General features: G+C 73.5%; 22 protein-coding genes and 1 tRNA gene. 8 read left to right on the forward strand and 15 right to left on the reverse strand.

Translation table 11 applies throughout. The features are described from left to right. Positions 1-31 precede the first annotated feature (31 nt). The 3 genes from ACF09E_RS23320 (at position 32) to ACF09E_RS23330 (ending at position 2,449) form a co-directional block, all read left to right on the forward strand. Positions 32-907 carry an alpha/beta fold hydrolase gene (locus ACF09E_RS23320; protein WP_392206839.1) on the forward strand — a complete coding sequence of 292 codons (876 nt, stop codon included), beginning with the start codon at positions 32-34 and terminating at the stop codon, positions 905-907. A gap of 190 nt (positions 908-1,097) precedes the next feature. Next, positions 1,098-2,090, forward strand: a complete 993-nt coding sequence (locus ACF09E_RS23325; protein ID WP_392206840.1) for a hypothetical protein — start codon at positions 1,098-1,100, stop codon at positions 2,088-2,090. A gap of 2 nt (positions 2,091-2,092) precedes the next feature. Then, a complete protein-coding gene (locus ACF09E_RS23330; protein WP_392206841.1) occupies positions 2,093-2,449 on the forward strand; it encodes a GntR family transcriptional regulator in 357 nt (118 codons plus the stop codon). An 88-nt stretch (positions 2,450-2,537) separates the two neighbouring features. Here ACF09E_RS23330 and ACF09E_RS23335 read toward each other — a convergent pair whose 3' ends face one another. From ACF09E_RS23335 to ACF09E_RS23345, 3 genes are all read right to left on the reverse strand, one after another. Beyond that, on the reverse strand, positions 2,538-3,497 hold the full coding sequence (locus ACF09E_RS23335) for a D-2-hydroxyacid dehydrogenase family protein (protein WP_392206842.1): 960 nt from the start codon (positions 3,495-3,497) through the stop codon (positions 2,538-2,540). A gap of 99 nt (positions 3,498-3,596) precedes the next feature. Next, positions 3,597-4,034, reverse strand: a complete 438-nt coding sequence (locus ACF09E_RS23340; protein ID WP_392206843.1) for a hypothetical protein — start codon at positions 4,032-4,034, stop codon at positions 3,597-3,599. Then, entirely contained in the window at positions 4,031-5,494 is a 1,464-nt protein-coding gene (locus ACF09E_RS23345; RefSeq protein WP_392206844.1) for an APC family permease, read from the reverse strand. The genes ACF09E_RS23340 and ACF09E_RS23345 overlap by 4 nt, the downstream gene beginning before the upstream one ends. A 268-nt stretch (positions 5,495-5,762) precedes the next feature. On the opposite strand from ACF09E_RS23345, the gene ACF09E_RS23350 reads away from it, so the two are divergent. Beyond that, positions 5,763-6,290: a hypothetical protein gene (locus ACF09E_RS23350; RefSeq protein WP_392206845.1), complete on the forward strand. Its 528-nt coding sequence runs from the start codon at positions 5,763-5,765 to the stop codon at positions 6,288-6,290. A gap of 10 nt (positions 6,291-6,300) precedes the next feature. Here the strand turns inward: ACF09E_RS23350 and ACF09E_RS23355 are convergent, their stop codons facing one another. Beyond that, positions 6,301-7,263, reverse strand: coding sequence for a GlxA family transcriptional regulator (locus tag ACF09E_RS23355; RefSeq protein WP_392206846.1), 963 nt, complete (start codon positions 7,261-7,263; stop codon positions 6,301-6,303). Positions 7,264-7,484: 221 nt separating this feature from the next. On the opposite strand from ACF09E_RS23355, the gene ACF09E_RS23360 reads away from it, so the two are divergent. Further along, positions 7,485-8,084, forward strand: a complete 600-nt coding sequence (locus ACF09E_RS23360) for an MBL fold metallo-hydrolase (protein ID WP_361849713.1) — start codon at positions 7,485-7,487, stop codon at positions 8,082-8,084. Positions 8,085-8,123: 39 nt separating this feature from the next. Next, positions 8,124-8,483 carry a hypothetical protein gene (locus ACF09E_RS23365; RefSeq protein ID WP_388801774.1) on the forward strand — a complete coding sequence of 120 codons (360 nt, stop codon included), beginning with the start codon at positions 8,124-8,126 and terminating at the stop codon, positions 8,481-8,483. Here the strand turns inward: ACF09E_RS23365 and ACF09E_RS23370 are convergent. The 6 genes from ACF09E_RS23370 to ACF09E_RS23395 form a co-directional block, all read right to left on the reverse strand. Beyond that, a complete protein-coding gene (locus ACF09E_RS23370) occupies positions 8,468-8,881 on the reverse strand; it encodes an SCO5918 family protein (RefSeq protein WP_392206847.1) in 414 nt (137 codons plus the stop codon). The two genes, ACF09E_RS23365 and ACF09E_RS23370, sit on opposite strands and share 16 nt — an antisense overlap. A 134-nt stretch (positions 8,882-9,015) precedes the next feature. After that, a complete protein-coding gene (locus ACF09E_RS23375; RefSeq protein ID WP_148002268.1) occupies positions 9,016-9,219 on the reverse strand; it encodes a cold-shock protein in 204 nt (67 codons plus the stop codon). Between the two features lie 364 nt (positions 9,220-9,583). Next, positions 9,584-10,075 (reverse strand): iron chaperone, encoded by a 492-nt coding sequence (locus ACF09E_RS23380; RefSeq protein WP_392206848.1) that lies wholly within the window; start codon positions 10,073-10,075, stop codon positions 9,584-9,586. Positions 10,076-10,173: 98 nt separating this feature from the next. Beyond that, a complete protein-coding gene (locus ACF09E_RS23385) occupies positions 10,174-10,614 on the reverse strand; it encodes a helix-turn-helix transcriptional regulator (protein WP_392206849.1) in 441 nt (146 codons plus the stop codon). Between the two features lie 31 nt (positions 10,615-10,645). After that, on the reverse strand, positions 10,646-11,056 hold the full coding sequence (locus ACF09E_RS23390; protein WP_392206850.1) for a VOC family protein: 411 nt from the start codon (positions 11,054-11,056) through the stop codon (positions 10,646-10,648). A 109-nt stretch (positions 11,057-11,165) separates the two neighbouring features. Then, entirely contained in the window at positions 11,166-11,645 is a 480-nt protein-coding gene (locus tag ACF09E_RS23395; protein WP_392206851.1) for a hypothetical protein, read from the reverse strand. A 150-nt stretch (positions 11,646-11,795) separates the two neighbouring features. Between ACF09E_RS23395 and sigJ the strand changes: the two genes are divergently transcribed. Then, positions 11,796-12,743 (forward strand): RNA polymerase sigma factor SigJ, encoded by a 948-nt coding sequence (gene sigJ / locus ACF09E_RS23400; protein ID WP_392206852.1) that lies wholly within the window; start codon positions 11,796-11,798, stop codon positions 12,741-12,743. A gap of 68 nt (positions 12,744-12,811) precedes the next feature. Here the strand turns inward: sigJ and ACF09E_RS23405 are convergent, their stop codons facing one another. The 4 genes from ACF09E_RS23405 to ACF09E_RS23420 form a co-directional block, all read right to left on the reverse strand. Further along, positions 12,812-14,005, reverse strand: coding sequence for an NAD(P)/FAD-dependent oxidoreductase (locus ACF09E_RS23405; RefSeq protein WP_392206853.1), 1,194 nt, complete (start codon positions 14,003-14,005; stop codon positions 12,812-12,814). A gap of 81 nt (positions 14,006-14,086) precedes the next feature. Beyond that, positions 14,087-15,031, reverse strand: coding sequence for an RNA polymerase sigma-70 factor (locus ACF09E_RS23410; protein ID WP_392206854.1), 945 nt, complete (start codon positions 15,029-15,031; stop codon positions 14,087-14,089). A 115-nt stretch (positions 15,032-15,146) separates the two neighbouring features. After that, positions 15,147-15,566, reverse strand: a complete 420-nt coding sequence (locus tag ACF09E_RS23415) for an SRPBCC family protein (RefSeq protein ID WP_392206855.1) — start codon at positions 15,564-15,566, stop codon at positions 15,147-15,149. A 38-nt stretch (positions 15,567-15,604) separates the two neighbouring features. Beyond that, positions 15,605-16,615, reverse strand: a complete 1,011-nt coding sequence (locus ACF09E_RS23420; protein WP_392206856.1) for an aldo/keto reductase — start codon at positions 16,613-16,615, stop codon at positions 15,605-15,607. Positions 16,616-16,846: 231 nt separating this feature from the next. Between ACF09E_RS23420 and ACF09E_RS23425 the strand changes: the two genes are divergently transcribed. After that, the gene (locus ACF09E_RS23425) at positions 16,847-17,680 is read left to right on the forward strand and encodes an L-threonylcarbamoyladenylate synthase (RefSeq protein WP_392206857.1); all 834 of its coding nucleotides are present in this window, start codon (positions 16,847-16,849) and stop codon (positions 17,678-17,680) included. A gap of 62 nt (positions 17,681-17,742) precedes the next feature. On the opposite strand, the gene ACF09E_RS23430 is transcribed toward ACF09E_RS23425, so the two are convergent. Then, positions 17,743-17,813: transfer RNA gene (locus ACF09E_RS23430), tRNA-Gly, on the reverse strand. Positions 17,814-18,008: the final 195 nt, after the last annotated feature.

Below are 18,008 nucleotides of genomic sequence, written 5' to 3' on the forward strand. Positions count from 1 at the left end.
CTGCGAACCGCCCACCACCGAGGAGACGACCATGGTCGAGACCGCCACCCACGTCCTGGAGACCCCCGGCGCGATCCTGCGCTACGACGTCCGCCCGGGCACGGGGCCGGACGCGCGCCCCCTGCTGCTGATCGGCTCCCCGATGGACGCCACCGGCTTCACCACGCTCGCCTCCCACTTCGCCGACCGGACCGTCGTCACGTACGACCCGCGCGGGGTGTCCCGCAGCGAGCGCACCGACGGCGCGACGGAGACGCTCCCCGAGGAGCACGCCGACGACCTGGCCCGGCTGATCGAGGCGCTCGGCGCCGGCCCCGTGGACGTCTTCGCGAGCAGCGGCGGCGCGGTCAACGCCCTCGCGCTGGTCGCCGGGCGCGGCGACCTGGTGCACACGCTGGTCGCGCACGAGCCGCCGACCGCCCAGGTCGTCCCGGACCGCGAGGCGGCCCTGGAGGTCTGCGCGGACGTCCACGCCACGTATCTGCGGGACGGCTGGGGGCCGGCGATGGCCAAGTTCCTGGCGCTGACCTCCCGCCAGGGCGAGTTCCCGGCGAACTGGGCCGAGGAGCCCGCCCCCTCCCCGGCCGCCTTCGGCCTGCCCGCCGAGGACGACGGCTCGCGCGGCGACCCGCTGCTCGGCCAGAACATGCGCGGCTGCACCTCCCACACCCCCGACTTCACCGCCCTGCGCGCCGCGCCGACCCGGATCGTCGTCGCGGCCGGCAAGGAGTCCGAGGGCACCTTCGCCGCCCGCGCGGCGGTCGCCGTCGCCGAGGGCGTCGGCACCCCGCTCGCCGTCTTCCCGAGCCATCACGGCGGCTTCCTGGGCGGCGAGTTCGGCCAGCAGGGTGCTCCGGCGGAGTTCGCGGAGGCCCTGCGCGCCGTCCTCGACGACAAGGCCAACTGACCTGCGGCATCAGCCCTTCCGAAGCGGCGGCGGCCTTCACGGCCGCCGCCGCTTCGGCGTTGCCGCGTTGCCACGGTGCCGTGCCGTCGCCGCCGTGCCGTGGATCGGCCGCATCCCAGAAGAAGACGAGTTGTTCTAGCGAAGTACAAACAACTTGTTCTATGCTGATGCGAACAAGGGAGGGTTTCTCATGAACCGAGCCATGTCGTCCACACCCGCCGTCTCCGTCCCGCGCCGCCTTCGCGCGCTCGCCGCGTTCCCGTTCGTCCTCACTCTCGTCGGCTACCTGACGGTGCTCGCCGTCTGGGGCGGCCGGATCCCCGACACGCTCGCCACCCACTTCTCCGGAGGCGGCGACGACCGTGCCGACGGCTTCACCGGCCGCACCGCGTTCCTCGTCATCAGCGTCGCCCTGCTCGTCGGGTTCGGCGCCGGCTGGACGGCCCTCGTCCGCCGTACCGCGCTCTGGGGCGCGTGGGCGACGGCCGGATTCACCGGCACGCTGCTCGTCCTCCTCGTACGGGACAACCTGGACGCCGCCGACCCGGCCCGGGTCGTCTCCCCGCTCACCAACCTGGCGGTCGCCACGGCGGTCGCCGCCCTGTGCGCCCTCGCGGGCTGGGCGCTGACCCGCCTCGTACCGGCCGAGGAGGCGACAGGGGCTCCCACGGGCGAGCCCGACGCGCCCCGGCTCACGCTCGGCGCGAGCGAGGTCGCCGGCTGGACCCGCGCCACCACCTCACGGCCGCTGACCGTCCTCGCGGTGCTCGCCCTTGTCGCCGTCCCGGTCGGCCTGGTCCTCGCGCCCTGGCCCGGCGCCCTGCTCGCGCTGCTCGGCCTGGTCATCGGCGTACCGGGGCTCGCCCTCGCCCGGGTCCGGGTCACCGTCGACCGGCGCGGCGTCACCGTCCGGCCCTCGTTCGTCTCCCGGCCACGCGTGCGCGTGCCGCTCGACGGGGTCACGGGCGCGAGCGTCCGGGACCTCGACACCGCCACCGTGCTCGCCGACTACGGCGGCTGGGGCTACCGGGTCCGCGCCTCCCGCACGGGCGTGGTGCTGCACTCCGGCGAGGCCCTCGTCGTACGGCGGGACAACGGCCGCGAGTTCGCGGTGACCGTGCCCGACGCGCACACCGCCGCCGCCCTCCTCAACACGCTCGCCGAACGGCATGGGAAGGTCTGACCGTGCTCTTCCGTGTCGACCCGGCCTCCGCCGTGCCCCTCGGCGACCAGATCGCCGCCTGTGTCCGGGGCGCCCTCGCCGACGGCTCCGCCGCGCCCGGCGAGCGGCTCCCGGCCGCCCGGGAACTCGCCGACTCCCTCGGCGTCAACGTCCACACCGTCCTCCGCGGCTACCAGCGGCTCCGCGAGGAGGGCCTGATCGAACTCCGCCGGGGCCGCGGCGCCCTCATCGTCCCCGGCGCCACCGCCCCCGACCGCGCCCGCCTGGTCTCCAGGCTCCGCGAGGCGGCGTCGGACGCCCGGGAAATGGGCCTGACGGACGAGGAGTTCGTCGAACTGGCCCGCACGAGCCTGACCTAGACCGCGACGCTCGGCCCGGCGGGACCTCAGCCGGGACCGGCGGGACCCCGGCCGGGACCGGCCGAGCGCCCACGGCTCACCCGTCGGATCAGCCCAGCTCCCGTACCGGCGCACCCGCCAGGAACGCCTCGACGTCCTCCACCGCCTGCCCGAAGTAGCGCCCGTAGTTCCCCTCCGTCACATAGCCGAGGTGCGGCAGCGCGAGCACGTTCGGCAGGGACCGCAGCGGGTCGTCCAGCGGCAGCGGCTCCGTCTCGAAGACATCGAGACCGGCCCCCGCGATCCACCCCTCGCGCAGCGCCCGCAGCAGCGCACCGCCGTCGACGAGACCCGCCCGGGAGGTGTTGACGAGGTACGCGTGCGGGCGCATCGCCCGCAGTTCCGCCTCCCCGACCAGGCCGCGGGTGCGGTCCGAGAGCGCCATGTGCAGCGAGACGAAGTCGCTGCCCGCGAACAGCTCCCGCTTGTCCGCCGTGAACCGCGCGCCGTGCTCCGCGGCCCGCTCCTCCGTCAGGTTCGGGCTCCACGCGCGCACGTCCATCCCGAAGGCGAGCCCGATCCGGGCCACCCGGGAGCCGATCTTGCCGAGGCCGACGAGCCCGAGGGTCCGGCCCGACAGGTCGGCCCCGACCGTGGACTGCCAGGGCCCGCCCTCCCGCAGCGCCCGCGCCTCGGCGGGCACGTGCCGGGCCAGGCCGAGCAGGAGCGCCCAGGTGAGCTCGGTGGGCGGCTCGGAGCTGCTGTCCGTGCCGCAGACGACGACCCCGCGCGCGCGTGCGGAGGCGACGTCGACGGAGGCGTTGCGCATTCCCGAGGTGATCAGCAGCCGGAGCCGGGGGAGCCGGGCCAGCAGCGCGGCGTCGACGGGGGTCCGCTCCCGCATGACGACGAGGATCTCGCAGTCCTCGACGGCCGCGACGAGGGCGTCCCGGTCGGTGAGGTGCTCGCGCAGGACGCGTACGTCGACGCGGTCGGCGAGCGGGCTCCAGTCGGCGGAGGTCAGGGCGACGCCCTGGTAGTCGTCGAGGACGGCGCAGCGCAGCTTCATGACGGCATGATCGCGCACGCTTCCCGGCCCCGTCGCGGGGGGCCGTCCGCCGGGGCCGGCGGCGCCCCGCGCCTCACCGGCGGTGCGGCGCCCCGCGCCTCAGCGGCGGACGGTGTCGTCCGTCTTGAGGTCGTCCACGGTGTCGTCGAATTCGTCGACCTGGTCGGGGCAGTAGACCTGGAGGACGATCCGCTCGGCCTGGACGGCCTTGGAGTCGGTGATGACGGGCCGCATCCCGGGGCCGGTGGCGCCGTTGGCCTGCTGGATCTTCCACAGGGCGGTCTTCAGGGCGTTGTCCGGGTCGTCGCAGACCGGGCCGCCGTCGGTGCCGAGCACCCGCTCGACGGTGTCGGTGTCGGGCGACGGGTATCCGGCCTTCACCAGGGCCTCCTGGAGCTGCCTGGCCTTGGACGCGGTCTCGTTGTTCGTCCGCACGGCCTGGTACCGGACGATGCCGGTGATCACGAGGCCGACGAGGATCACGATCGCGCCCCAGTAGATCCACTTGTGCTCGGAGGCGAAGCGGGTGGGGCTCATGCCTGTTCTCCCTCGCTCGGGGTGGTGGCGGGGGACGTCTTCCAGCTGGGCTTGCGGAACCTCAGGAAGGCCCAGGGGATGAGCAGGCCCAGGATGACGAGGCCGCCGCCGACGATGGCGATGTACGACCAGACGCTGCCGCTGCCGAACTGCGAGCTGGGGACGAAGCCGATGCACAGGGCGGCGAGCGAGGCGAGCAGGCCGACCACGCACAGGGTGCCCAGCGCCGGTGCGCGGTAGCCGCGGGGATGGTCCGGCTGGGTCTTCCGGAGCCGCAGGGCCGCGGCGAACATCAGCAGGTAGACGATCAGGTACACCTGCGTGGTGATGACCGAGAAGATCCAGTAGACGCTGGAGACGTTCGGGAGCAGCGCGTAGCCGAGGGCGATGACCGTGGTGACGACGCCCTGGGTGACCAGGATGTTCTGCTGGATGCCGTTCTTGTTGAGCTTCTGCAGGAACGGCGGCAGGTAGCCCTCCTGGCGGGAGATCTCCAGCAGGCCCTTCGAGGGGCCCGCGAGCCAGGTGAGCATGCCGCCGAGGGAGGCGGACACCAGGGCCACGGCGGCGATCGGGGTGAGCCAGCCGATGTCGAAGTACGAGAAGAAGGCGTCGAACGCCTGCATCACGCCCGCCGTGAGGCTGAGCTGGTCGGCGGGGACCACCCAGCTGATGGCGAGCGCCGGCAGGACGAAGATCAGCAGCACCAGGCCCATCGCCAGGAACATCGACCGGGGGTACTCCTTTGCCGGGTTCTTGAGCGAGGAGACGTGCACGGCGTTCATCTCCATGCCGGAGTACGACAGGAAGTTGTTGACGATCAGGACGAGGCTGGCGAGGCCCGTCCACTGCGGGAACAGGTTCGCGGCGGTCATCGGGGCGGCCGAGGGGTTGCCCTGGCCGAGGAAGACCATGCCGAGGACGACCAGCAGGGTGCCGGGGATCAGGGTGCCGATGATCAGCCCCCAGCTGGCGAGTCCGGCCAGTGCCTTCGTACCGCGCGAGGAGATCCACACGCCGGTCCAGTAGAGGACCATGATCACGATCGCGGTGTACGGGCCGTTGGAGGCGAGCGCCGGGTCGACGATGAAGGCGATGGTCGACGCGACGAACCCGAGCAGGCTCGGATAGTAGAAGATCGTCATCGCGAACTGGCACCACACGGCGAGGAATCCGAGCGGCTTCGACAGTCCCTCGGACACCCACCGGTACACACCGCCGTTCCAGCCGGAGGCCAGCTCGGCGGAGACCAGGGCGGTCGGCAGCAGGAACACGATGGCCGGGACGAGGTAGAGGAACACGCAGGCCAGGCCATAGACGGCCATGGTCGGCGCGGCCCGCAGACTGGCGACCGAGGCGGTGGTCATCAGGGCGAGCGTCACCCAGGTGAGGGTCGTGGGCGCGGGCCGGGCCGCCGTCCGCGGTCTGGGCACCTCGGCCGGTGTGTCGATGCTGCTCATCGGAGCCCTCCCTCTGGTCGCACGATGAGCCCACGCTCGGGCGCACGGGGGTCCGTCACAAGCGGAGGGGGGCCGGACGGGGGAGCCCTGATCCGGACGGGGTACTCCCGGGCCGGACGGGGGAGTCCGGGGCCGGGCGGTCGCGGTCGAGGTGCCGTCGATTCCCTCTTGCACTTAGTTCAAGTACCCCTCTACAGTTCTCGTCATCGCCCCACTTGAGCAAAGTGCAAGTCCATCGAACGAGCCGAACGAGCCGAAGGAGCCCTCCGTGAACACCCTGACCGTTCTCGCCGCCGCCGCTCAGATCCTGGTCGCCGCCGCCTTCGTGAGCATCCCGCTGCTCCGCCACCGCTTCGGCGCCGTCGCCAAGGCCGCCGCCGTCGCCGAACTGGAGCGCCAGGGCGTCCGCCCGGCCGTCCTGGAGGAGAACAGGCTCCGCTTCGACGCGAGCGGCCACGAGTGGTGGGCGCCCGGCGCCTTCGGTGCCGCCTCGCTGGCCGCGGCCGTCCTCAACCTGGCCGGCAGCCCCTGGGGAACGACCCTCACCTGGGTCTTCTCCACGATCGCCTTCCTCGCCAACATCGCGATCCTGCAGAGCCAGCTCGGCGCCGTGAAGTCCGTCCGCGCCGCCTTCCGGCGCAAGGGCGACGCCGAACTCCTCCGGGTCGACGTGCCCGCCTTCCTCACGGCCGCCGAGGGCGCGTTCCCGGCCTGGACCCGCACCCTCCAGAACGTCCGCCACACCGTGGTCTTCGCCGGTTCGGCCCTGGCCCTGACGGCCGCCGCCCTGGTCTGAGCCCGGTGGCTCAGCGGGTGGGCGTGCGGGTGAACGAGCGTCGGTACGACCGGGGCGGCACGCCGCGGCGCCGGACGAACTGGGCGCGGAGCACCGCGGCGCTGCCGAAGCCGACGGCGCGGGCGATCTCCTCGACGGGCAGGTCCGTGGTCTCCAGGAGCTCCTCGGCCCGGCTCAGGCGCAGCGAGAGCAGCCAGGCGTGCGGGGTGGTGCCCGTGGACGCGGCGAACCGGCGTGCGAAGGAGCGGCGGCTCATCAGCGCCCTGCGGGCCAGCTCGGCGACGGGCAGCGGCTCGTGGAGGTGCTCCCGGGCCCAGGCGAGGACGTCGGTGAGGCGCTCGTCCCGGCTGTCCTCGGGCACGGGCGTGGCGAGGTACTGGGCCTGGCCGCCGTCCCGGTGGGAGGGCAGCACCAGGTCCCGGGCGATGGCGTTCGCCGTGGTGGCCCCGTACTCCCGGCGCAGCAGGTGCAGGCAGAGGTCGAAGCCCGCGGCGGCGCCCGCGCCGGTGACGACGGCGCCCTGGTCCACGTAGAGGGCGTCGGGCTCGACGGTGATCTCCGGGTGGCGCTCGGCCAGGAGCCCGGCGAACCGCCAGTGCGTGGTCGCCCGCCGGCCGTCGAGCAGCCCGGCCGCGGCGAGCGCGAAGGCCCCGACGCAGTGGGCCGCGACGAGCGCCCCGCGCGCGTGGGCGGCGGTCAGCGCGTCGAGCACGGCGGGAGCCGGGGGCGTGCGGAACTCCGCCCAGGGCAGGGCGATCACCAGGTCGGCGGCGGCCAGCCGGTCCAGTCCGTGCTCCACGACGAGGGGCAGGCCGACGTCGGTGCGGACCTTTCCCGGCCGGTCGGTGCAGAGGGCGAAGTCGAAGAGCGGGAGTCCCCCGCCGCGCGCGTCGAACACCTCGGAGACGATGCCCGCGCCGAGCATGCCGACCCCGTGCGGGGCGTAGGCGGCGACGGTGACGAAGGGCGGCATGGGCCGAGTCTGGCACGCGGGTCCGCACGCCGACGGGCCGCGTCCGGGGCGGAGTCCGGGGGGCGGGGCGGGAGTACGTCCGTGCGGGCCCGCTGCGCGTCCGGCCCTGCCGTACGCCCGAAGCGGCGGCGGCCGCCCGTTCCGGGGGTTGGCACGATTCCCGCGATCAGTGGCAGCACGGCCACTCGTGAACGGACGCCGCCCACAGAAGACTCGGGGTCATGACGAACCACGACGCACCCGCCGCCCGCACCGCCGCCCACACCGTCCTGACCACCGGCTACACGCTGTCCACGGGGCCCGGGGTCGCCGCCACCGTCTCGTACGTGCGGGACGGCGACCTGCACGTCGTCGTCGACCCCGGCATGGTGGCGAGCCGCGACCGGATCCTCGGCCCGCTCGCCGAACTCGGCCTGGGGCCGGACGACATCACCGACGTGGTGCTCAGCCACCACCACCCCGACAACACCATGAACGTCGGCCTGTTCGGCCGGGCCCGCGTCCACGACCACAAGGCGATCTACCGGAACGACCAGTGGACCGACCGCGACGCCGAGGGCCACGAACTGTCCCCCTCGCTGCGGCTGATCCGCACCCCCGGACACAGCCCGGAGGACATCACCCTGCTCGCCGGCACCGCCGAGGGTGTCGTCGCCTTCGTGGGCGACCTGTGGTGGCGGCCGAACGGCCCGGTCGAGGACCCGGTGGCCCCCGACCACACGCTCCTCAAGGACTCCCGGCTCCGCGTCCTGGCCGCGGCCGACGTGATCGTGCCCGGTCACGGCCCGGCGTTCCCGGCGGACGAGTCGGCGCCGCTGTAGCGGGGGCCCCGCCCGGGCGGCCGCCTAGAATGGACTTCCATGTCGAAGCCTGACGAGCTGCTCGTCGACCTTGCCGCCACGGTGGAGTCCGGGCAGAGCAATCAGATGTCCCTGACGGTGGTCGTGGGAGGGGTCGTCCTCACCGGCCGGCTGGCCCCCGAAGCCCTGTGGCGGCAGCGGGTGTCCGAGGTCCTGACGGACTCCGCCCGGCTGGGCGAGTTCTCCGGTGTCTTCAGCCCCTCCGCCCGCGCCGACGGGCCGCCCACCCACCTGCACTTCCACCTCGCCCGCATCCTCCAGGGCACGGTCGGCATCCCGGAGACCGGCGGCATGTACCGGGTCGCCCTCGACGACGTCAGCGCCTGGACGGTGGGCGACTTCAGCTACTCCGACCACTGAGGGTCGGAGAAGACCGTCCCCGTCGCGTCGGCCGCCTCGGCCGTCCCCGTCGTCCCGGCCGCCCCCGTGGCTCCTGACGTCGCCGGCGTCGCCGTCGCGGCGGTGATCCCCGCCGTGTCGGCGGTCCCCGTCGGCCCGGCGGCGGCCGCGGCCTGCTCGCCCGCGGTGACCGTGGTGCAGGTGAAGCCGAGCTTCGTCATGGCCCGGACGACCTCGCCCGCGCTGAAGTCGCGGCGGTCCTGGCGGGTGACGGCCTCGCCGACCTGCTTCACGGGGTACTGGCGCCGTCCGATGACGACGACGTCGCCGACGGCGGGTTCGGGCTTGATCCCCTTCATGGACGCGATGACGCCCGCCTTGGTCAGTTCGAACGGGAAGCGGGCGATGACACAACGCATGGTGACTCCTGCGGATGGAGGGGCCGGAAGGGGCCGGCGGGCGATTCCCGCAGCCGGGCTGCAAAGGGCTGGGGCCCGCACCCCGAAGGTGCGGGCCCCAGTCCGTGTACGTGTCTGTGCGTCGGCGCCGGACGTCAGGCGGGGACGATGTTCTCGGCGGTCGGGCCCTTCTGGCCCTGTGCGACGTCGAACGACACCTTCTGGCCCTCCTGCAGTTCACGGAAGCCGGAGGCGGCGATGTTCGAATAGTGCGCGAAGACGTCGGGACCGCCGCCGTCCTGCTCGATGAAACCGAAGCCCTTTTCAGAGTTGAACCACTTCACGGTACCGGTCGCCATGCCAGACGCTCCTTGGGGCTTTGCGCGGAACGCACCTCGTGTGCGCCCCGTCGTGCTGCGATGATCGCCCCGTCCGGAAAAAGCCCGGAAAAGAAAAAGGGTGCCCGGCGCCGGAAGGACCGGACGGGCACTCGTACGTTCGGGACCCACAACTGCAACTGATATCGACACTAGCACGGTGCGCCGGGGCGTGCGGGGCGAAGAATTCCCCCGGTGTTATCCCGTGTGTTTACACGACGAATATTCACCGCGCGTAGCCCGGAATTCCCCCGGCCCGGGGCCGGGCATTCGCCCGCGGCGGACGCGGGTCCCGCCGCGGCCGCGCCGTACGCGACGACGGTCACGGCCCCGGGGGCCCGCGCGGTCAGGCGGCGGCCTGCGCGATGAGCGCGGCGATCCGGGTCTCGTCGGCGGGGGAGAGCTCGGTCAGGGCGAAGCTGGTCGCCCACATGCTGCCCTCGTCGAGCCGGGCGAGGTCGCTGAAGCCGAGGGTGGCGTAGCGGGCCTTGAACTTCTCCGCGGCCTGGAAGAAGCAGACGACCTTGCCGGCCTTGGCGTACGCGGGCATCCCGTACCAGGTCTTCGGCGCCAGCTCGGGCGCGTGCTCCTTGACGAGCGCGTGGATCCGCTCGGCCAGCACGCGGTCGGCCTCCGTCATCTCGGCGATCTTCGCCAGGACGTCGGCCTCGCCGTCGGCCTTGGAGGAGCGGGAGGCGCGCCGCGCGGTGCTCTTGAGCTCCGAGGCGCGCTCCTTCATCGCCGCGCGCTCCTCCTCGGTGAAGCCGTCGTACGTCGCGCCGCTCCCGGCCTCGGCGGCGCTGCCGGTGCTCTTGGTGGACGACCGCGTGTTCGCCATGACGGGGTTCCTCTCGCAGGGCTGGGTGGGGAGGGAGACGCGACCTCCGGGCCGCCCCCTCAAGGGCGGCCGGGCGGAGGGCGTCTACGGGAACCACGCTAGGCGCGGGCGGTGACCGCCGCTTCTCGATTCCTGACCGGTCGCGAGACCTGCTTCGCCACGCACGAGGGCAGCCCGGCCTCGCCGTCGGCGACCTGGCGCCGGTAGACGCTGGGCGAGACGCCGACGAGCTCGGTGAAGCGGGTGCTGAAGGTGCCGAGCGACGAGCAGCCGACCGTGAAGCAGACGTCGGTGACGCTGAGGTCGCCGCGCTGGAGCAGCGCCATGGCGCGCTCGATGCGCCGGGTCATCAAGTACGAGTACGGGGCCTCGCCGTAGGCCTGCTTGAACTGCCGGCTGAGGTGCCCGGCCGACATGTTCACCCCGCGGGCGAGCGCCTCGACGTCCAGCGGTTCGGCGTACTCCCGGTCGATCCGGTCGCGAACGCGGCGCAGTCGCGCCAGGTCGCTGAGGCGCTGCGCCTCGGTCAGTGCGCTCATCCACGCAGGATGACACATGGCGGGAGCCTCCTCAGCGGAGTTGCTGGATGCGGACGAGGTTGCCCGCGGGGTCGCGGAAGGCGCAGTCCCGCACGCCGTACGGCTGGTCGGTCGGCTCCTGGACCACCTCGACGTCCCCGGCCTGCACCTTCTCGAAGACGGCGTCGAGGTCGGGGGCGGCGAGCAGGATCCATCCGTAGGTGCCCTTGGCCATCATCTCGGCGATGGTGCGCCGCTCGGCCTCGGTGACCCCCGGGTCGGCGCCGGGCGGTGCGAGCAGGATCGACGTACCGGGCTGCCCGACGGGCCCGACGGTGATCCAGCGGGTCCGGCCCTGGCCGACGTCGCTGCGCACCTCGAAGCCGAGGGCGTCCCGGTAGAAGGCCAGGGAGGCGTCGGGATCCTCGTGCGGGAGGACGGTGGTGTGAATGGTGATGTCCATGCCCACCACGCTAGTTGGGGTCGAACGGCGCCGCTTCTCGATTCCTGACGTGTACGGCGGAGGGGGGCGGCTCCCGTCCCCCGGCCCGCGGGCCCCCGCGGCGGCCCTCCTACTCCGCCCGCGCCGCCTCCGCCCGCGTCTCCTCCGGGCGTATCCGCCGGAGCGCGACCCGGCCGAGGTCGAGCATGCTCAGGCCGAACATCAGGACGCCCAGCGGCAGATGGACCTCCATCACGTGCAGGACGCCCGCCACCACCTGGAGGGTGCCGAGGACCAGGAAGCCGGTCGCGTGGAGGACCGGCCGGGCCGGTGCGCCGCCGGTGCGCCACGCCAGCACCGCGGCGAGCAGGTAGAGCATCGACATCGCGTACATGCCGCGCGACCCGATGTCGTGCAGGGTCGCTCCGACCTGCGAGGACATCGCCATCCCGGCCGTGACCGCCTGGAGGAGGATGCTCACCGTCTGCAGGCCGACCGAGACGCGCACGAACCCCGCGAACCGGCCGCCGTCCTCCCGCCCCGCCGCCGCGGTCACCGCCGCTGCCGTGCCCGCCGTGCCCGCCGTCTGCTCCGTCGTCCGCGTGGCCATGATGATCCCGTCCTTCCGCCGTCGGTCGCTCTCTCGACGGTCCGACGACGCGGCCCCCGAGAATGTGAGGCGCCGCGGCGGGGTTACGGAGTGACGTGCGTCTCGCCGATCATGACGGGCGCGGGAACGAACGAGGGGGACACCACCACCATGAGCAGCGGCCGTACGGAACCGACAGGCGGGCTCCCGCCCGCCACCGCCCGACCCGCCACCGCCCGACCCGAGGGCGAGTACCGGCAGTTGATCCACGTCGCCTACCGGCTGCTGGGCTCCCTCGCCGAGGCCGAGGACGCCGTCCAGGAGGCCTTCGTCCGCTGGTACGCCCTGCCGGACCGGCAGCGGGCGGCCGTCGAGGTGCCCGGCGCCTGGCTGACGACGGTGGTCGGGCGCATCTGCCTCGACGTCCTCGGCTCGGCGCGGGCGCGGCGGGAGCGGTACGTGGGCGCGTGGATCCCGGAGCCGCTGCCCGACACGGTGGAGTGGCTGGGCGGCCGGGCGGACGACGGCGGGACCGACCCCGCCGAGCGGATCGCCCTCGACGAGTCGCTCGACATGGCGTTCCTCGTCGTCCTCGAAGCCATGACCCCGGCCGAGCGGGTGGCGTTCGTCCTGCACGACGTCTTCCGCTACCCCTTCGCCGAGCTGGCCACGATCACCGGCCGCACCCCGGCGGCGTGCCGGCAGCTCGCCTCCTCGGCCCGCCGCAGGGTGCGGGCGGCCCGGACGCCCGAGCCGCCGACGGGGCTGCGGGCCCGAGTCGTCAAGGACTTCAAGCAGGCGTGGGAGGCCCAGGACATCGCGGCCCTCGTCGGCCTGCTCACCCCCGACGCCACCGTGGTCGTGGACGGCGGAGGACTGGTCGGCGCGGCGCTGCGTCCGATCACCGGCGCCGGGGAGATCGCCCGGTACCTCGTCGCCGTCGGCGGCATGGCGCCCGGCACGACCCTCCGGCTCCAGTCGGTCAACGGCCGCCCCGGCCTGGTGGCCCGCCGCGGCGGCACGGTCGTGACGGTGGCGGCGTTCGCCCTCGCGGACGGCCGGATCACGCGCATCTGGGCGGTCCGCAACCCGGAGAAGCTCCAGGCCTGGACGGAGTGAGCCGGGCGGTCCGGGGTCCGCGCCCCGGCGGCGGGCCGGGCCGCCCGGCGGTCGACGGAGCGGCCGCGTCACCGGGTGGCGAGGCGCGGCGCGGCCGTCGCGGCGCTCGGCACCAGCCGCCGGCGGCGGCTCGGCATCAGCATCGTCGGGTGGGAGACGCTCCAGGCCGCGCCCGAGCAGATGAACTCCTTGATCCGGGCGCCGAGACGGCCCGTGACGACCGTGGAGGTGACCTCGTCCGCGTGGGTCACCTTCTGGAAGACCGCGTCCCGGCGTCCCAGGCTGATGCACTGCGCGGCGTAGCCGATGGTGTTCTCGGGGACCTTGCGGCCGGTCAGCCGCGCGGCGAGCGTGTCCGCCGCCAGCCAGGCCATCGGGCTGGCCGTGGCGCAGGACATCCGCAGCGGCCTGCCCCCCGGCCCCTCGGCGAGCGCGGCGTCGCCGACGGCGTACACATCGGGGTGGGAGACCGAGCGCATGCCGGCGTCCACGACGATCCGTCCGGTGTCGGACACCTCCAGCGTCGTGGCGGCGGCGATCGGGTGGACGGCGAAGCCCGCGGTCCACACGGTCAACCGGGCCGGGATCTCCCGGCCTTCGCCGGTGAGGACCCGGTGGGCCTCGACGCGGGCGACGTCGGCGTTCTCGTGGACGGTGACGCCGAGCCGCTCGAAGACGGTGTGCAGGTGGTTCCGGGCCTTCTCGCCGAGCCGGCCGCCGACGGTGCCGCGGGCGGCGAGGGCGACGTCGAGGTCCGGGCGGGCCTCGGCGATCTCGGTGGCCGCCTCGATGCCGGTCAGGCCGCCGCCGACGATCAGGACGGTGGCGCCCGGCTCCAGCCCGGCCAGACGCGCCCGCAGTCGCAGGGCGTCCTGCCGGCCCGAGACCCCGTGGGCGTGCTCGGCGGCGCCGGGGACGTCGAGGGCTCCGGCGGTGCTCCCCAGGGCGTAGACGAGGCTGTCGTAGCCGAGGGTCTCGGCGCCCTGCTCGCCGGTGACGTCGACGGTCCTGCGGTCCACGTCGACGGAGGTGACCCGGGCCGGCCGGAGCCGTACGCCGGTGCCCGCGTAGATGTCGCGGAGCGGGCGGCTGGGCAGGTCCTGTCCGGTGGCGAGCTGGTGCAGCCGCACCCGCTCGACGAAGTCGGTCTCGGCGTTGACGAGGGTGATCTCGACGTCGTCGCGGTGCAGCCGCCTGGCGAGGCGGCCGGCGGCGATCGCTCCGGCGTATCCGGCTCCGAGGACGACGATGCGGTGCTTCATGGCGGGCTCCCTATCCGGTTGGACTCACCTCCTGAACCGGACAGCCGCGCGATCCCTGACACCCGTCGGGTGTGACGTGGGTCACCACATCCTGGTGGCCGGTTCGTGGGGGCCCTCGGCCGCCCACCGGCGGGTGATGCGCTCCAGCTTGTCGGGGTTGACCTGGAGGTGGACCGCCTCGACGCCCTCGGGCGTCGGGTCGAGGCAGATGACGCCGATGATGCGGTCGTCGACGGCGACCAGCGCGGCCGGGCCGCCGTTGACGACGGCGGAGTGGACCACGGGTTGGCCGCCGGCGACGGCCCGCTTGGCGGCGTTCGGCCGGAACAGTCCCCGCAGGTAGCGGGCGATGCCGAGGGCGCCGAGGACCGGGGTCCGGCGGGCCGGGACCTTGGGCCCGCCGTCGGCGACGCCGACCGCGTCGACGGTGAGCAGCCGGATCAGCGGCTCGGTGTCGCCGCTGAGGGCGGCGGCGAGGAACTCCTCGACGACCTTACGCGCGGCGGCGGCGTCGACCTCGGTGCGGGCCCGGTCGGTGGCGAGGTGCTGCTTGGCGCGCCGGTGGATCTGCTGGCAGTTGGCCTCGGTGAGGTCGAGGATGTCCGCGATCTCGCGGTGCGGGTGCCCGAAGGCCTCGCGCAGGACGTACACGGCGCGCTCGTTGGGCGTCAGCCGCTCCATGAGGGTGAGGACGGCGAGGGACACCGACTCGCGCTGCTCGGCGGACTCGGCCGGGCCGAGCATGCGGTCGCCGGCCAGCACGGGCTCGGGGAGCCACTGGCCGACGTAGGTCTCGCGGCGGGCGCGCGCGGAGGTGAGCTGGTTGAGGCAGAGGTTGGTGAGCACCTTCGTCAGCCACGCCTCGGGTGTCTCGATGTGCTCCCGGTCCGCCGCGTGCCACCGCAGGTACGTCTCCTGTACGGCGTCCTCGGCGTCGCCGGCGGAGCCGAGCATGCGGTAGGCGATCGCCTCCAGGCGTCCCCTGGAACGCTCGAACAGATCGGCCTCGTACGTACGGAGCGACATCGCCCCATGATCGGGCCTGCCCCCGTGCCGCGTCCACCGCCGACGGACGGGCCGGAGGCCGGGACGGCCGCGGCCCGGGCACGCGGGGGCGTGTCCGGGCCGTGCGGGCCGGGGCTCAGGCGGCGAGCGTCCGCTGGAGGGCGTCGAGGCCGTCGGCGTAGATGCCGGTGAAGAGGTCGACGACCTCCTCCTCGGTGGCGCCCCGCGGGGTGAAGCGGCCCGACCACTGGACCTCGGCGAGGTCGTCGCGGCCGGGGACCGCGTGGACCCGGAGTGTGGAGACGTAACCCTCGACGGGGAACGGCGCTTCGAGGATGGCGTAGCTGTAGTGGCGGGCGGCCTCGTCGAAGGAGACCAGGCGCTCGACGATGACGTCGCCGTCGGGGTTGGTCAGCCGGCGGACCCGGCCGCCTTCGAGCGCGGTGCTCTCCGGGATGTAAGGGAGCCAGTCGGGCAGCGCGCCGAAGCCGCCGACGAGGCGCCACACCGCGTCGGGCGGTGCGGGGACGGTGCGGGATACGGACGTGGAGGCCATGGTCGTCTCTCCTGGTGCGGGTGTGGGGGATGCGGGCGTCAGGCGCCGTGCGGGAGCGGGGCCGCCGGGGAGACCAGGCCGGCCGCGCGGAGGTCGGTCCAGAACGCGGCCGGGACGCTCTCGTCCAGCGCGGCGGCGTCCTCGGCGATCCGGCCGGGCCGGGTGGCGCCCGGGACGACGGCGGCGGACGCGGGGTGCGCGAGGGAGAACTGCAGGGCGGCGGCCTTGATGCCGATGCCGTGCTCCTCGGTCAGCGCCTTCAGACGGGCGACGCGCTCGACGATCCCGGCCGGGGCCTGCTGGTACTCGAAGTGGGTGCCGCCGGCGAGGACGCCGGAGCTGTACGGGCCGCCGACGACCATGTCGACGCCCTGCTCCTGGGCCAGCGGCAGCAGGCGGGTGAGGGCGTGCTCGTGGTCGAGGAGGGTGTAGCGGCCGGCGAGGAGGAAGCCGTCGGGCCGCGGCTCGTCCAGGCCGAGGGTCAGCTCGACGGGCTCGGTCCTGTTCACCCCGAGGCCCCAGGCCTTGATGACGCCCTCGTCGCGGAGGCGCGACAGGACCCGGAAGGCACCGGTGCGGGCCTCCTCGAACTTCCCCAGCCAGGCGTCGCCGTGGAAGTCCTGGGCGATGTCGTGGACCCAGACGATGTCGAGGCGGTCGGTGCCCAGGCGCTTGAGGCTGCCCTCGATGGAACGCTCGGTGGCGTCGGCCGTCCACTCGTGGAGGATCCGGTTCGGGTTGCCGTGCTCGAACAGCCCGCCCTTCTCGCCGAAGTCCGGCACGTCCGTCTCGTGCTCGTCGAGGACCACCCGGCCGACCTTGGTCGACAGGACGTAGGAGTCGCGGGGCTTGGCGGCCAGGACCTCGCCGAGCCGCTCCTCGGCGAGTCCGGCGCCGTAGAAGGGGGCGGTGTCGTAGAAGCGGACGCCGTGGTCCCAGGCGGCCTCGACGGTGGCGCGGGCCTCGTCGTCGGGGATCGCGCGGAACATGTTGCCGAGCGGGGCGGTCCCGAAGCCGAGCCGGCCGGGCAGGAGGTGCGTGAGAGACATGGAAGTGCCTTGCCTGTGTGGGGGGTGGGGGAGGTCGGGTCCTGCGAGAACACCTGACAGAAGAAGACATTACTTGCAGGCGCGCACTAATGCAAGAGCGGCATGAAGGCGCACGCGCCCTAATCTCCTCCGTCGCCGCGTGGGCCGCTCCCCGGGTGGCCGCTCATCGGGTGACCGCCGGGGGCACGGCTCGTTGCCGGAGCATCGACGAATACTTGCGGGAGGTGTGCGGTGGGCGGACAGCGGACGCGTACGGCTCGGGAACTGGTCCTGGGCCGGGCGGAGGACGTACGGAGGGCGGTCGAGGCACTCGGCGAGGGCGCCGCCGTGGCACACGGCTTCGGCAACTTCTACGCGATGACGGCCCGCGCCGACCGGGACGTCGTCGAGCGGATCAACCGGATCAAGGGCCGCCCGGCCGCCCAGGTCGGCAGCGTCACCACCGTCCGCGCCCGGGTGCGCTCGGTCTTCGACTGGACCCGCCTGCCGGACCAGCTGCCCCGCAGACAGATCGAGGACCTGATGGAGGAACTGTTCACGCTGGGACCGTTCGGCTTCCGCGGCGCCGCGGCGCCGCACGTCCCGCCGCACCTCACCACCGTCCAGGACGGCGTGAACACCGTGCAGTTGATCGGCCCCGGCTACCGCTGCCCCTCCAACGGCTTCCTCGACGAGGCGCTGGAGCGCACCGGCGGCGGCTTCCTCTCCATCACCTCGGTCAACCGCTCCCGCCATCTGACCGGCGCGGCCCACGAACCGGCCCACTGGCGGGCCGAGGGGGTGGCGGAGGACTTCGGCGCCGAGCCGGACGTCCGCCTCCTCGCCCACGAGGACGAGGCCGCCGCCCGCCGCCGGCACCCGCACCACGCGTCGACCTCGACCACGGTGCTGTCCTTCCACCGCACGGCCGGCCACGGCCGCTCGGGCCTCCCCGCCCTGGCCCTCGAACGCCACGGCTCCCTCTCCGCCGACCACACCCGCTCGATCGCCGCGAACCACGGCTTCGCCCTGGTGATCCACCCCCGAGCAGAACACCGTCTCCCGACCCGCACGTACGGGTCCTGAACGGGACGGCGGCGCCGGACAACGACGAAGCCCCAGGTCGCTGACCTGGGGCTTCGTAGAAGAGCGGATGACGGGAATCGAACCCGCGCTATAAGCTTGGGAAGCTCATGTTCTACCATTAAACTACATCCGCACAGCGGGCCGGTGAACGGTGCCGCATCGTTGCACACTGTACCCCATGGGCCACCCCCGGCGGAGCTTCGGGGGTTTCGTGGCGGAGTGCCGTCTGCGAGGTGTCCCGTTCATCCCCTAATGTGGCTTCCCGTCCACCGCATGTGTAGGGGAAGGGACTTGATGGGTCCTATGGAGCGCACCGTCGTCCGTTGTG

The sequence above is a fragment of the Streptomyces sp. NPDC014891 genome (assembly GCF_043081085.1).
Classification (GTDB): domain Bacteria; phylum Actinomycetota; class Actinomycetes; order Streptomycetales; family Streptomycetaceae; genus Streptomyces.

Coding starts and splice junctions, on each gene's coding strand:
- ACF09E_RS23320 (WP_392206839.1), top strand. CDS start 32: ATGGTCGAGACCGCCACCCACGTCCTGGAGACCCCCGGCGCGATCCTG.
- ACF09E_RS23325 (WP_392206840.1), top strand. CDS start 1,098: ATGAACCGAGCCATGTCGTCCACACCCGCCGTCTCCGTCCCGCGCCGC.
- ACF09E_RS23335 (WP_392206842.1), bottom strand. CDS start 3,497: ATGAAGCTGCGCTGCGCCGTCCTCGACGACTACCAGGGCGTCGCCCTG.
- ACF09E_RS23340 (WP_392206843.1), bottom strand. CDS start 4,034: ATGAGCCCCACCCGCTTCGCCTCCGAGCACAAGTGGATCTACTGGGGC.
- ACF09E_RS23345 (WP_392206844.1), bottom strand. CDS start 5,494: ATGAGCAGCATCGACACACCGGCCGAGGTGCCCAGACCGCGGACGGCG.
- ACF09E_RS23355 (WP_392206846.1), bottom strand. CDS start 7,263: ATGCCGCCCTTCGTCACCGTCGCCGCCTACGCCCCGCACGGGGTCGGC.
- ACF09E_RS23360 (WP_361849713.1), top strand. CDS start 7,485: ATGACGAACCACGACGCACCCGCCGCCCGCACCGCCGCCCACACCGTC.
- ACF09E_RS23365 (WP_388801774.1), top strand. CDS start 8,124: ATGTCGAAGCCTGACGAGCTGCTCGTCGACCTTGCCGCCACGGTGGAG.
- ACF09E_RS23370 (WP_392206847.1), bottom strand. CDS start 8,881: ATGCGTTGTGTCATCGCCCGCTTCCCGTTCGAACTGACCAAGGCGGGC.
- ACF09E_RS23375 (WP_148002268.1), bottom strand. CDS start 9,219: ATGGCGACCGGTACCGTGAAGTGGTTCAACTCTGAAAAGGGCTTCGGT.
- ACF09E_RS23380 (WP_392206848.1), bottom strand. CDS start 10,075: ATGGCGAACACGCGGTCGTCCACCAAGAGCACCGGCAGCGCCGCCGAG.
- ACF09E_RS23385 (WP_392206849.1), bottom strand. CDS start 10,614: ATGAGCGCACTGACCGAGGCGCAGCGCCTCAGCGACCTGGCGCGACTG.
- ACF09E_RS23390 (WP_392206850.1), bottom strand. CDS start 11,056: ATGGACATCACCATTCACACCACCGTCCTCCCGCACGAGGATCCCGAC.
- ACF09E_RS23395 (WP_392206851.1), bottom strand. CDS start 11,645: ATGGCCACGCGGACGACGGAGCAGACGGCGGGCACGGCGGGCACGGCA.
- sigJ (WP_392206852.1), top strand. CDS start 11,796: ATGAGCAGCGGCCGTACGGAACCGACAGGCGGGCTCCCGCCCGCCACC.
- ACF09E_RS23405 (WP_392206853.1), bottom strand. CDS start 14,005: ATGAAGCACCGCATCGTCGTCCTCGGAGCCGGATACGCCGGAGCGATC.
- ACF09E_RS23410 (WP_392206854.1), bottom strand. CDS start 15,031: ATGTCGCTCCGTACGTACGAGGCCGATCTGTTCGAGCGTTCCAGGGGA.
- ACF09E_RS23415 (WP_392206855.1), bottom strand. CDS start 15,566: ATGGCCTCCACGTCCGTATCCCGCACCGTCCCCGCACCGCCCGACGCG.
- ACF09E_RS23420 (WP_392206856.1), bottom strand. CDS start 16,615: ATGTCTCTCACGCACCTCCTGCCCGGCCGGCTCGGCTTCGGGACCGCC.